The organism is Methylobacterium ajmalii (assembly GCF_036448855.1).
In the GTDB taxonomy this organism is placed as follows: Bacteria; Pseudomonadota; Alphaproteobacteria; order Rhizobiales; family Beijerinckiaceae; genus Methylobacterium; species Methylobacterium ajmalii.
In genome coordinates this window covers 114,164-126,994 of record NZ_JAZFXT010000060.1, presented here as the reverse complement: position 1 = coordinate 126,994, position 12,831 = coordinate 114,164, and the positions used below count along the sequence as shown (strand labels likewise).

Genomic DNA, 12,831 nt, shown 5'->3' with positions numbered 1-12,831 from the left:
CGGGCGTCAACGGGCACCCGGCTCGCCGGGTCCTCAGCCCGCCCGGGCCCCGCCAGCCGCGGCCTCGCGGGCCCGCTCGACCACCAGGCGCCGCTCGCGCCAGACCACGAACACGCCGGCCGCCGCCACGATGCCGCCGCCGAGCGCGATCGAGGCGGTGGGCAGCTGGCCGAACACGAACCAGCCGATCAGCACCGACCACAGCATCGTGGTGTACTCGAAGGGCGCGACCAGCGAAGCGTCGCCGTGGCGGTAGCTCTCGGTGAGCAGGATCTGGCCGATGCCGCCGAGCACGCCGACGACGACGAACAGCGCGAGGTCGGTCCAGCCCGGCATCTTCCAGCCGAGCACGACCGTCGAGAGGCCGAGCAGCGAGGTGAACAGGAAGAAGTACAGTACGATGGCGCCGGTGCGCTCGGTGCCGGTGAGCTTGCGCACCTGGATGGTGGCCGCCGCCGAGCAGGCCGCCGCCAGGATCGCGAACAGCGCGCCGGTGGTGCCGCCCCCGCCCGCGCCGCCGAATTCGAGATGCGGGGCGAGCGTGATCAGGACGCCGAGGAAGCCGACGCTGACGCCGGCCCAGCGATAGGCCTGGACCTTCTCGCGCAGCACGATGGCCGCGAGCACCACGACGAGGAGCGGCGAGGCGTAGCCGATCGCCACCGCGTCGGAGAGCGGCAGGAAGGACAGGCCGGCAAAGCCCGCGAACATGCCGCAGGCGCCGATGATGCTGCGCAGCATGTGCCCCTTGAGGTTCTGCGTGCGCACCGCCTCGATCACGCCGCCCTGCCAGCGCAGCCACACCAGCAGCGGCGCGATGGCGATGAAGGAGCGGAAGAACACGATCTCGCCGGTCGGGAACCGGTCCGCCAGGGTCTTCACGCCGGCGGACATCAGCGTGAAGGCGAGCGCCGACAGGACCTTGAGACCGATGCCGAGATAGGGCCGGGCGGCACCGCGCCCCGACGCGCCAGCTCCGGTGACCGACCGGCCGGGGACGACGAGGGGGGCTGCCATGGGCGGGGCGCTTTTTCTTGGCGGAGCGGGGAAGGCACGGTCGCGTCGATCGCGGCGTCCTGTCAGAACCACGAATCGGCACGGCCGAGGTAGAGGCCTCCCCGAGCGGCTGACCTGCGCGATCCGCATGGTCGTCTTTAAGTCTCCGCAAACGAATCTCGGCCTGCATCCCCGGCCGAGGTTCGACGCTCTGCCCGCGCGTCATCAAAGTGATACGCGAATGGGGTTTGGCTGGCGCGAGACGCCGCCAAGGAGATTGCACGTGGCCGAGGATGCCGACGCGCTTCGCGTGCGAACCCTGTTCCTCTCGGACCTCCATCTGGGCACCAAGGGCTGCCAGGCCGAGCTACTGCTCGACTTCATGCGGGAAGTGGACGCCGACGAAATCTACCTGGTCGGCGACATCGTCGACGGCTGGAAGCTGCGCTCCGGCTGGTACTGGCCGCAATCGCACAACGACGTCGTGCAGAAGCTGCTGCGGAAGGTGCGAAAAGGGTCTCGCCTCGTCTACGTGCCGGGCAACCACGACGAGTTCCTGCGCGACTTCCTCGACATGCATTTCGGCGGCATCGAGATCCAGGACCAGGTCCTGCACGAGGCGGCGGACGGCAAGCGCTACCTCGTCATCCACGGCGACCAGTTCGATCTCGTGGTGCGCCACGCCCGCTGGCTCGCCCTGCTGGGCGACGGCGCCTACACGGCGGCGCTCTTCGTCAACACCCACCTCAACTGGGTGCGCCGGCGCCTCGGCCTGACCTACTGGTCGCTGTCGGCCTGGGCCAAGCTGAAGGTGAAGAACGCCGTCAACTTCATCGGCCGGTTCGAGGAGTTCCTGATCGCCGAGGCCCGCCGGGCCGACGCGAACGGGGTGATCTGCGGCCACATCCACCACGCGGCGAGCCGCATGGTCGGCGACATGCACTACCTCAACACCGGCGATTGGGTGGAATCCTGCACGGCGGTGGTCGAGCACTACGACGGCACCATGGAGGTGATCCGCTTCGCCGACTGGAAGCGCGCCAGCGCCGAGGCGCCGGTGCCGCTGACCTCCCGCAGCCGCCCGCTCGCCCCGGTCGAGGAACTGGCGCCCGCCGCCCGCTCCATGCCGGAGCATCCGATCGTGAACACCCGGGCCGTCGCGTGAGGCTCCTCGTCGCGACCGATGCCTGGCATCCCCAGGTCAACGGCGTCGTCCGCTCCCTCGAGCACATGGTCGCGGCGGGTCGCCGGCGCGGCCACGACCCGGTGATGCTGACGCCGCTCGACTTCGCCAGCGTGCCGCTGCCGGGCTATTCCGAGATCCGGCTGTCGCTGGTGACCGCCCGCGGCGTCGCGCGGCGGTTCCCGGCGCTGGCGCCCAGCCACGTCCACATCGCCACCGAGGGGCCGATCGGGCTCGCGACCCGCCGGGTCTGCCTGGCGCAGGGCCGGCCCTTCACCACGAGCTACCACACCCGCTTTCCCGAGTACCTCGCCGCCCGCCTGCCGGTGCCGGAGCGCTGGAGCTACGCCTGGCTACGCCGCTTCCACGGCGCGGCGAGCGGCACCATGGTGAGCACGCCCTCGCTCGAGCGCGATTTGTCGGGGCGCGGCTTCACCCGGCTGATGCGCTGGACCCGCGGCGTCGACACCGAGCTGTTCCGCCCCCGCGACGGCGAGGCGGCGCCGGACGCGCTCGCCGGCCTGCCCCGCCCGTTCTTCCTGTTCGTCGGTCGGCTCGCGGTGGAGAAGAACGTCGAGGCGTTCCTGCGTCTCGATCTGCCCGGCACCAAGCTCATCGTCGGCGACGGACCCGACCGGGCCCGGCTCTCCGCCGTCGATCCCACCGCCCGGTTCCTCGGCACGCTCACCGGCGAGGCCCTGGCCCGGGTCTACGCGGCCTGCGACGTCTTCGTCTTCCCGAGCCTGACCGACACCTTCGGCATCGTGCTGCTGGAAGCCCTGGCGAGCGGCCTGCCGGTCGCCGCCTATCCCGTCACCGGCCCCCTCGACGTGATCGGCGGCACGAGCGTCGGGGTCCTCGACCACGACCTTGGTGCAGCCGCCCGGGCGGCCTTGGCGATCCCCCGCGAGGCCTGCCGGACGGAGGCCCTGCGCTACACCTGGGAGGCGAGCGCCGACCAGTTCTACGGCAACATCGAGGCCGCCCATGCCGAGGGCGCGACGAAGCGGCGACGCCGGCGCATCGGATTGCCACTGCCGGGCGAGGCGCCCGCTTCCCTGCCGCGGGTCGGCGAGGGCTGACCAAGCCGTTTCCGAAGCGATCGGACCCGGCCGCCTCACGCGAACAGATCGACCACCTCGAAACCCCTCCCCGCCAGCCGCTCGCTCAGCACCCGCCGGTGGCAACGCTCCGGGTCGCGCTCGAAGCACAGCAGGCATGTCGGCCCGGCCTCGGCCAAGGCCGCCAGCTCGTCGAGGGCGGCCTGGCCGGTGCCGGTCTCCAGCACCTCCTCGCAGTAGATCCGGCGCATCAGCGCGGCGTCGTGGGCGCGGGCGGCCTCGCGGCCGGCCTTCGGCGTGCCGAGGCTGCGCAGGTGCCGGTAGCCGATCCCGGCCTCGGTGAGGCCGGCGGCGAGCGCGCTCTTCGAGAAGCCGCGCTTGCGCGAGGCCGCCACCGCCCGCACGTCGGCGAGCGTCGCCACCCCGGCACCGCGCAGGGCCGCGGCGAAACGCTCGGTATCGGCGCCTTCGTACCCGATGGTAAACAGAACCTTGTCCATGCGGCGTCTCGACAAATCCCAGTCCCTGCCGGGGCTTATGCCCGACGGTGAAGGCCGCGACGAGCCGCGGCCTAGGCCTATGTGGCGCTGGCGCCACGGGTTTCGAAATTCCGTCCCAATTCCGTCAAGCTTCCATTAACCGGCCCTACCGCATCGAATATCCATAGTGTTCAGCGTGAAGTCAGGCCGCGCCCCGATGCCGATGGAGTCGACGATCCCCTCCGCCCCGTGGTCCTCCGTCCTGTCGCGCGGCGTCCTGTGGGGCAGGCGCGCGCTCGCGGCGGCGAGCCTCGCGACGCTGGCGGCCTGCGCCGGCGGCGGAGCCGATTTCTACCCGACCAAGGGCGACGCGAAGCCCCATCCGGGCGTCGCCAAGGCGAAGCTTCACCCGATCCAGGGCATCGACGTCTCGAAGTGGCAGGGCCCGATCGACTGGACCTCGGTGAAGGGCGCCGGCACCCAGTTCGCCTACATCAAGGCGACCGAGGGCGGCGACCACGTCGACGACCGGTTCCGCGAGAACTGGGACGGGGCCGGCCGGGCCGGCGTGCCGCGGGGCGCCTACCACTTCGTGTTCTGGTGCCGCTCGGCCAAGGACCAGATGGACTGGTTCAAGCGCAACGTCCCCAACGACCCGACCGCCCTCCCCCCGGTCCTCGACGTCGAGTGGAACGGCCATTCGCAGCTCTGCCCCAAGAAGCTGCCCAAGGCCCAGGCGCTCGCCATGACCGAGTACATGCTGCGGGAGATGGAAGCCTATACCGGCAAGCGGCCGATCATCTACACCGACATCACCTTCCACAAGGACGTGCTGGAGGGTGAGCTGCCGGATTACCCGCACTGGGTGCGCTCCACCGCGGCCGAGCCGGAGCAGCGCTACGTCAACCGCGACTGGATGCTGTGGCAGTTCACCTCGACCGGCCGGGTGCCGGGCGTGCGCGGCGACGTCGACCGCAACGCCTTCTACGGCACCAAGGCCGAATGGGCCTCGTTCCTGGCCACCGACTGCGACCCCCGCAACCACCGCCGGCTCTCGGCCGCGGGGCTGTGCACCGACAAGTGACGCTGGACCGAGTACTGGCAACGAGGAAGCCCGGTCCGCGACGAGCGACCGGGCTTCTTCATTGGAGCCGATGAGTTCTCGCAAGCCCACTGAAGCCCTCGATGTCATCCCGGGGCTCGGCGCAGCCGGGAACCCGGGATCCATGACCGCCGAGGCTGGAGGACGAGGCGGATTGCGTCCCGCTTCATCTTGAACCGTCAGCGTTTGTGGATCCCGGGTTCCGCTGCGCGGCCCCGGGATGACGCGGAGGTGGGCAGGTCCGGGGTTTGTTCGACGAGCGAGACGATGTCGAACAAACCCTCGCCGCCTCACCCGTTGCGGAACGTGTAGCTGTAGCCGTTCAGCGCCGGTGCGCCGCCGAGATGGGCGTATAGCACCTTCGAGCCCTTGGGGAAGAAGCCCTTCTGCACGAGGTCGATCATGCCCTGCATCGACTTGCCCTCGTAGACCGGGTCGGTGATCATCGCCTCGAGCCGGGCGGCGAGGCGGATCGCCTCGACGGTCTCCTTCGAGGGCACGCCGTAGACCGGATAGGCGTAGTCCTCCTTGATCACCACGTCGTCGGCGACGATCTCGCCGGCCCCGACCAGAGCCGCAGTGTTGCGGGCGATCTCCAGCACCTGCGCCCGTGTCTGGGCCGGGGTGCAGGAAGCGTCGATGCCGATGACGTTGCGGGCGCGGCCGTCCGCCGAGAAGCCGACCAGCATGCCGGCGTGGGTCGAGCCGGTGACGGTGCAGACCACGATGTAGTCGAAGTGGAGGCCCATCTCGGCCTCCTGCCGGCGCACCTCCTCGGCGAAGCCGACATAGCCGAGGCCGCCGAACTTGTGCACCGAGGCGCCGGCGGGAATCGCGTAGGGCTTGCCGCCCTTGGCCTTCACGTCCTCGATCGCCTGCTTCCAGCTGTCGCGGATGCCGATGTCGAAGCCGTCATCCACGAGCTGAGACTCGGCGCCCATGATCCGCGTCAGCATGATGTTGCCGACCCGGTCGTAGACCGCGTCCTCGTGCGGCACCCAGGCTTCCTGGATCACCCGGCACTTCATGCCGATCTTGGCCGCCACCGCCGCCACCATGCGGGTGTGGTTCGACTGCACGCCGCCGATCGACACCAGCGTGTCGGCGCCCGAGGCGATCGCGTCCGGCACGATGTATTCGAGCTTGCGCAGCTTGTTGCCGCCATAGGCGAGGCCCGAGTTGCAGTCGTCGCGCTTGGCGTAGATCTGCACGTCGCCGCCCAGATGCGCGGTCAGGCGCGGCAGGTGCTCGATTGGGGTCGGCCCGAAGGTCAGGGGGTAGCGCTCGAACTGCGACAGCATCGAAGGAATCATCGCCGGGGTCCTCAGTGGAAGCGCCTTCATCCTAGCCGCGATCGCATGAAAGGTGCTCTCGAACTTACCCGTCTCGCTGCAACGACGGAAGGCGAAAGCCAAGCTTCGTGCTAGAGACGTTCACGCAGAAGCGACGAAACGGAAGGATCTTCCATGGCGGACGGCCTCGACCGCATCGACCTGAAAATTCTCCGGCTCCTGCAAGAGGATGGCCGCATCGGCAACGCCGAGCTCGCCAAGCGCGTGAACACCAGCCCGGCGACCTGCCACCGCCGCACCCAACGCCTGTTCGACGACGGCTACCTGCGCGGCGTTCGCGCCGTGGTGGCGCCCGAGAAGGTCGGGCGCGGCTCGCTGGTCCTCGTCGGCGTGGTCCTCGACCGGTCCACCCCCGAGAGCTTCTCCGCTTTCGAGGCGGCGGCGCTCGCCATGCCGACGGTGCTAGACTGCCACCTCGTCGCCGGCGACTTCGACTACTTCCTCAAGATCCGCGTCTCCGACATGGCCGACTTCAACCGGCTGCACAGCGAGACGCTGATCGCCCTGCCCGGCGTGCGCCAGACCCGGACCTTCTTCGTCATGAAGGAGGTGGTCGACAACGCGCCGCTCAGCCTGTGAGATCGCGGCGGTTGCCGCTGTACGCAGTTTGTTCTAATCGTAAACGAAGACTTGCCCGGCGCCCCGCCCCGGGAGCCCCATCTGGTTATCCGTCAGGGCGGCCCCATCTGGTCACCATCACGGTCGACAGGGTTCTCGTCCCCGCGGGCTCCCGGCCGGTCCCCGGTCCCATCAAGCCTAGCCGCGCCCCGTCGCTGGCGGCCCGGAGCCTTCCCGCATGGCCTCTCTCGACAAGCTCTTCGACCGTTCCGCGGAGACCCGCGTGATCTCGGTGAGGGGCGCCCGCGAGCACAACCTCAAGAACGTCGACCTGACGATCCCCCGCGACAGGCTGGTGGTGTTCACCGGCCTATCGGGATCGGGCAAGTCGTCGCTCGCCTTCGACACCATCTATGCCGAGGGGCAGCGCCGCTACGTCGAATCGCTCTCGGCCTATGCGCGCCAGTTCCTCGAGATGATGTCGAAGCCCGACGTCGACCAGATCGACGGGCTGTCGCCGGCGATCTCGATCGAGCAGAAGACCACCTCGAAGAACCCGCGCTCGACGGTCGGCACCGTCACGGAGATCTACGACTACATGCGCCTCCTGTGGGCGCGGGTCGGCATCCCGTACTCCCCGGCCACCGGCCTGCCGATCGAGAGCCAGACCGTCAGCCAGATGGTCGACCGGGTGCTGGCGCTGCCCGAGAAGACCCGGCTCTACCTGCTGGCCCCCGTGGTGCGCGGCCGCAAGGGCGAGTACCGCAAGGAGATCGCCGAGTTCCAGAAGAAGGGTTTTCAGCGACTGCGCATCGACGGCGAGTACTACGCCATCGACGACGTGCCGAAGCTCGACAAGAAACTCAAGCACGACATCGACGTGGTGGTCGACCGGATCGTGGTGCGGGCCGACATGGCCTCGCGGCTCGCCGATTCGTTCGAGACCGCGCTGGAGCTCGCCGACGGCATCGCGGTCGTGTCGTTCGCGGATGCCCCCGAGGACGGCGCGTCCCCCGAGCCGATCACCTTCTCGTCGCGCTTCGCCTGCCCGGTCTCCGGCTTCACGATTCCCGAGATCGAGCCCCGACTCTTTTCCTTCAACAATCCGTTCGGTGCCTGCCCGACCTGCGGCGGGATCGGCCACGAGATGCGGATCGACCCGACGCTGGTCATCGCCGACGAGGCCCTGAGCCTGTCGCGCGGCGCCGTCGCGCCCTGGGCGAAATCGACCTCGCCCTATTACGGCCAGACCCTGGAGGCCTTGGCGCGTCATTACCGCTTCCGCACCGACACGCCGTGGTCGAAGCTCACCGCGGCTGCCCGCCAGGTCGTGCTCTACGGCTCGGACGGCGACGAGGTGCGCTTCGCCTACAACGACGGGCTTCGCGCCTACGAGGTCTCTAAGCCGTTCGAGGGCGTGATCCCGAACCTGGAGCGGCGCTACAAGGAGACCGACAGCGACGCGGCCCGCGAGGACATCGGCCGGTTCATGGCCGAGACGCCGTGCTCGGCCTGCGGCGGCAAGCGGCTGAAGCCCGAGGCCCTGGCGGTGAAGATCGCCGGCTCCGACATCGGCGACGCCACGGTGCTGTCGGTGCGGGACGCCCATCGCTGGTTCGGCGAATTGCCCGGGCACCTGAGCGCGAAGCACAACGAGATCGCGGCCCGCATCCTGAAGGAGATCCGCGACCGGCTGACCTTCCTGGTCGATGTCGGGCTCGAATACCTGACGCTCGCGCGCGGCTCCGGCTCGCTGTCGGGCGGCGAGAGCCAGCGCATCCGGCTCGCCTCGCAGATCGGCTCGGGGCTGACCGGCGTCCTCTACGTCCTCGACGAGCCCTCGATCGGCCTGCACCAGCGCGACAACGAGCGGCTGCTTGGCACGCTCAAGCGCCTGCGCGACCTCGGCAACTCGGTGATCGTCGTCGAGCACGACGAGGACGCGATCCTGCAGGCCGACTACGTCGTCGATGTCGGCCCCGGCGCCGGCATCCATGGCGGGCAGATCGTGGCGCAGGGCACGCCGGCCGAGCTGCTCGCCGACCCGAACTCGCTGACGGCGAAGTACCTCACCGGTGCCCTGTCGGTGCGGGTGCCGAAGATGCGCCGCAAGGCCAAGCGGAATCCGGCCGCCAAGGCCGGCGAGCCCGAGCCGCAGATGCTCCGCCTCGTCGGCGCGCGCGGCAACAACCTGAAGGACGTGACCGCGGCGATCCCGCTCGGCACCTTCACGTGCATCACCGGGGTGTCGGGCGGCGGCAAGTCGACGCTCGTCGTCGACACGCTCTACAAGGCGGTGGCGCGCAAGCTGAACGGCGCGATGGAGCACCCGGCACCGCACGACCGGATCGAGGGGCTGGAGCATCTCGACAAGGTCATCGACATCGACCAGTCGCCGATCGGCCGCACCCCGCGGTCGAACCCCGCGACCTATATCGGCGCCTTCACGCCGATCCGCGACTGGTTCGCCGGCCTGCCCGAGGCCAAGGCCCGCGGCTACCAGCCCGGCCGGTTCTCGTTCAACGTCAAGGGCGGGCGCTGCGAGGCCTGCTCGGGCGACGGCGTCATCAAGATCGAGATGCACTTCCTGCCCGACGTCTACGTCACCTGCGACGTCTGCAAGGGCAAGCGCTACGACCGCGAGACCCTGGAGGTGAAGTACCGCGAGCGCTCGATCGCCGACGTGCTCGACATGACGGTGGAGGAGGCGGCCGAGCTGTTCAAGGCGGTGCCGGCGATCCGCGAGAAGCTCGAGACCCTGGCCCGGGTCGGCCTCGGCTACGTCCGGGTCGGCCAGCAGGCCACCACGCTGTCGGGCGGCGAGGCGCAGCGGGTGAAGCTCTCCAAGGAGCTGTCGAAGCGCGCCACCGGCCGCACCCTCTACATCCTCGACGAGCCGACCACCGGCCTGCACTTCCACGACGTCGCCAAGCTGATGGAGGTGCTCCACGAGCTGGTCGACCAGGGCAACAGCGTCGTCGTCATCGAGCACAACCTCGAGGTCATCAAGACCGCCGACTGGGTGATCGACATGGGCCCCGAGGGGGGCGACGGCGGCGGCACCATCGTGGCGGAAGGGACCCCCGAGGCCATCGCCGAATCGGCGGCGAGCCATACCGGCCGGTTCCTGCGCGAGGTCCTGGCCCGCCGCCCGGCGGCGTCGCCGCGCAAAGCCGTCGCCGACAAGGCCGCTCCCGGCAAGCAGGCCAACCGGAAGGCGCCCGGCAAGCAAGCCGCCGAGTAGCCTCAGGCGGCCCGTTCTCCGGCAAAACACCCATGAACCTGCGCCGCCAAGGCCGCGAAGCGGCTTGTGCGGCGCAGCAAGCGGATGTTTTTTCCGAAAATACGCCGCAGTAATCGTGCGGCTCCACCGTCCCCGTCTGTGTCGGAAATGCGTCATTTGCGCAACGGCCAGGCAACCTCTGCAACCCGCCTGGGCAAAGGGCTGGCGTTCGGAGCGTGGCTGTTGGAAGATTATCCCGTTCAGACTGCGCAACACGGCGGGGGCCGCACGGAGCGAGGTGTCGATTCACGTGCGCACTTCATAGCGCGCGACGTCGATGCATGAGCGGCGGTCCCTTCCCGAGAGTAGCTGGGAAGGAAATCTCATGGTCAAGTATTGGCTCGCCGCGGGGGCGGCTGCCCTGTCCCTCGGCATGTCGGCGACGGCATCCTACGCGCAGACGACGACGGTGCCCGGCGAGCAGGTCGGCCTCGCGATCGGCGCGCCGCTGCCCGAGGGCGTGTACGCGATCAACACGTTCACCTATCGCAGCCCGGACGGCCCGAACCTCACCTCGACCGACACCGCGGTCAACATCCCGGTCCTGGTCTGGTCGACCCCCTGGAAGGTGTTCGGCGCCCGCGTCGAGCTCGCCGTCGCTCCGCCGACCGTATTCACCTTCTCTCGCGCTCCGGGCGGGCGGGACACCAGCATCAACGTCGGCACCTTCGTCGGCGGCATCTTCGCCTGGGATCTCGGCAACAACATCGGCGTCAGCTACCTGGCCGGCGTGTACCTGAACGAGCTGAATGCCGGCCGCGGCGGCGGCCTGCCGATCCTGGCCTCGAACACCTACCGCCAGGGCTTCGCCATCAGCTACACCGGCGACGGCTGGAACGTCACCGCCAACCTGACCTACAACTTCTACGACACGCCGGCCCGCTTCGGCGGCCGCGGCGGCATCCCGGGCTTCTACGGCAGCCAGTACCCGACCGACGCCCTCAACCTCGACCTGACCGCGACCAAGAAGTTCGGCAAGTTCGAGATCGGCGCGATCGGCTACGGCACCGCCAACCTGCCGAACCGCAGCCAGCTCGCCTTCGGCGCGCCGTGCAACGGCAACTTCGCCACCTGCGGCACGGTGGTGGGCGGCGGCGGCGGCCGCTTCGCCCTCGGCGGCCTCGTCGGCTACGATTTCGGCAAGTTCACGGTCCAGGCCTGGGTCGCCCGCGACGTCGCCACCTCGGCGCGCCAGATCTCGCCGGTCACCGGCCTGGCGACGAACCGCGAGGCCTACTCGACCGAGGGCTGGTTCCGCGTCGTCGCCCCGCTCTACACCGTGGCGGCCGCGCCCGAGCCGGCGCCGGTCCCGCTCATCCGCAAGTACTGATCGAAGAACCGATCGCGCACGCGATCCCCGGGCCTCGCCGCGGCGAGGCCCGTCCGGCGCCCGGCTCGTCGCGAGCCGGGCGTTCTGCGTTGCGGGCGCCTGTCGGGCCGGGACCCCGCGACCTATAACGTGGAGCGTGCGGACTGGGCCGTCGGAGCCCCGACGCCCTTCGAGATGTGACGCGCGGGGCGCCGAGCCCCGGCAGGAGACCATGATGGCGGCGCCCGGCGACTGGAAGATCCCCTCCTCGGTGCAGCCCCGCCCGGCGGCCTACTCGTACGACCTCGACCAGACCTTGACGGCGATCGTCGCCCTGTCCTCGCGGGTGCCGGACGGCGCCTACACGGCCGAGATCCTCGGCACCGAGCGGGCCGGCAACGGCGTCGTCATCGGTGAGGACGGCCTGGTGCTCACCATCGGCTACCTGATCACCGAGGCCGACACCGTCTGGCTCACCGCCCATGACGGGCGCACCCTGCCCGGCCACGTCGTCGGCTACGACGCCGCCACGGGCCTGGGCCTGGTGCAGGCCCTGGGGTCGCTCGACCTGCCGCACCTGCCGATCGGCAGCGCCGCGTCCCTGCGCGTCGGCGACAAGCTGGTGATGGCCGGAGCCGGCGGCCGTTCCCGCTCCGTGGCCGCCGAGGTGGTCGCGGTGCAGGAATTCGCCGGATACTGGGAGTACCTCCTCGACGACGCGATCTTCACCTCGCCCGCCCACCCGCATTGGGGCGGGGCGGCGCTGATCGGCCCGGCCGGCGAACTCACCGGCATCGGCTCGCTGCAGCTGCAGCAGAGCGGCCGCGACGGGCGCCCGATCAACATGTCGGTGCCGATCGACCTCCTGAAGCCGATCCTGGCCGACCTGACGACCCTCGGGCGGGTCTCGGGCCCGCCCCGGCCCTGGCTCGGCCTCTACGCCACCGAGATCGACGACCAGGTCGTGGTGATGGGCCTGTCGCCCCGGGCGCCCGCCGAGGTCGCCGACCTGCGCGCCGGCGACATCCTGATGGCGGTGGGACAGGAGGAAGTCGGCGACCTCGCGGGCTTCCTGCGCGCCGTCTGGGCGCTGGGCCCGGCCGGCATCACCGTGCCGCTGACCGTGCACCGCGACGGCCGCACGCTCAGCATCCCGGTCGTCTCGGCCGACCGCGCGACCTTCCTGGTCGCGCCGCGGCTGCACTGAGGCGCGACGGAACCGGCTCGGGACTCCGGGCCGGTCTTTTGGCGCCGCGCGCGGCCGACCGCCAAGCGGCGCCCGGAGCGGCAGGATGGTCCGCAGGCGGCTCCCTCCCCGACCGACATCGGCGGCCGCGGGATCGCGTCTGCGCTGTTCGCCGTCCCGCGCGCTCCACCGGCACCGAGGCCGGCGCGGCCTGCCCGATCGAGCGGTCAAAAAAAATCGCGAATTGTTTCGTCTTGACGGCGGCATCGATCGACTTCGCTTAATATTGTTAGAGCAATTCACGCCTCAAGTATCACTATAG

General features: G+C 69.9%; 10 protein-coding genes. 7 read left to right on the top strand and 3 right to left on the bottom strand.

Annotated elements, in window-relative coordinates; translation table 11 throughout:
* Positions 1-33 precede the first annotated feature (33 nt).
* On the bottom strand, positions 34-1,017 hold the full coding sequence (locus V3T34_RS24940; protein WP_091888721.1) for a DMT family transporter: 984 nt from the start codon (positions 1,015-1,017) through the stop codon (positions 34-36).
* Between the two features lie 262 nt (positions 1,018-1,279).
* Here V3T34_RS24940 and V3T34_RS24935 point away from each other — a divergent pair, with 262 nt between their 5' ends.
* Together V3T34_RS24935 and V3T34_RS24930 are read left to right on the top strand one after the other, a co-directional pair.
* The gene (locus V3T34_RS24935) at positions 1,280-2,161 is read left to right on the top strand and encodes a UDP-2,3-diacylglucosamine diphosphatase (RefSeq protein ID WP_060846524.1); all 882 of its coding nucleotides are present in this window, start codon (positions 1,280-1,282) and stop codon (positions 2,159-2,161) included.
* Complete coding sequence (locus V3T34_RS24930; protein ID WP_305077189.1) at positions 2,158-3,261, top strand: glycosyltransferase family 4 protein; 1,104 nt, start codon at positions 2,158-2,160, stop codon at positions 3,259-3,261. Before V3T34_RS24935 ends, V3T34_RS24930 begins: the two co-directional genes overlap by 4 nt.
* 35 nt (positions 3,262-3,296) lie before the next feature.
* Here the strand turns inward: V3T34_RS24930 and V3T34_RS24925 are convergent, their stop codons facing one another.
* On the bottom strand, positions 3,297-3,740 hold the full coding sequence (locus tag V3T34_RS24925) for a DUF488 domain-containing protein (RefSeq protein WP_305077188.1): 444 nt from the start codon (positions 3,738-3,740) through the stop codon (positions 3,297-3,299).
* Between the two features lie 202 nt (positions 3,741-3,942).
* Here V3T34_RS24925 and V3T34_RS24920 point away from each other — a divergent pair, with 202 nt between their 5' ends.
* On the top strand, positions 3,943-4,803 hold the full coding sequence (locus V3T34_RS24920) for a glycoside hydrolase family 25 protein (RefSeq protein ID WP_407942770.1): 861 nt from the start codon (positions 3,943-3,945) through the stop codon (positions 4,801-4,803).
* 308 nt (positions 4,804-5,111) lie between these two features.
* Here V3T34_RS24920 and V3T34_RS24915 read toward each other — a convergent pair whose 3' ends face one another.
* Entirely contained in the window at positions 5,112-6,122 is a 1,011-nt protein-coding gene (locus V3T34_RS24915) for a 1-aminocyclopropane-1-carboxylate deaminase (protein WP_091888743.1), read from the bottom strand.
* A 165-nt stretch (positions 6,123-6,287) separates the two neighbouring features.
* On the opposite strand from V3T34_RS24915, the gene V3T34_RS24910 reads away from it, so the two are divergent.
* From V3T34_RS24910 to V3T34_RS24895, 4 genes are all read left to right on the top strand, one after another.
* Positions 6,288-6,752: an Lrp/AsnC family transcriptional regulator gene (locus V3T34_RS24910; protein WP_091888717.1), complete on the top strand. Its 465-nt coding sequence runs from the start codon at positions 6,288-6,290 to the stop codon at positions 6,750-6,752.
* Positions 6,753-6,969: 217 nt separating this feature from the next.
* The gene (uvrA, locus tag V3T34_RS24905) at positions 6,970-9,975 is read left to right on the top strand and encodes an excinuclease ABC subunit UvrA (RefSeq protein ID WP_305077187.1); all 3,006 of its coding nucleotides are present in this window, start codon (positions 6,970-6,972) and stop codon (positions 9,973-9,975) included.
* 364 nt (positions 9,976-10,339) lie between these two features.
* Positions 10,340-11,344 (top strand): transporter family protein, encoded by a 1,005-nt coding sequence (locus V3T34_RS24900; protein ID WP_305077186.1) that lies wholly within the window; start codon positions 10,340-10,342, stop codon positions 11,342-11,344.
* A 214-nt stretch (positions 11,345-11,558) separates the two neighbouring features.
* Positions 11,559-12,530 (top strand): S1C family serine protease, encoded by a 972-nt coding sequence (locus tag V3T34_RS24895; protein WP_060846530.1) that lies wholly within the window; start codon positions 11,559-11,561, stop codon positions 12,528-12,530.
* The last annotated feature ends 301 nt before the right edge of the window (positions 12,531-12,831 follow it).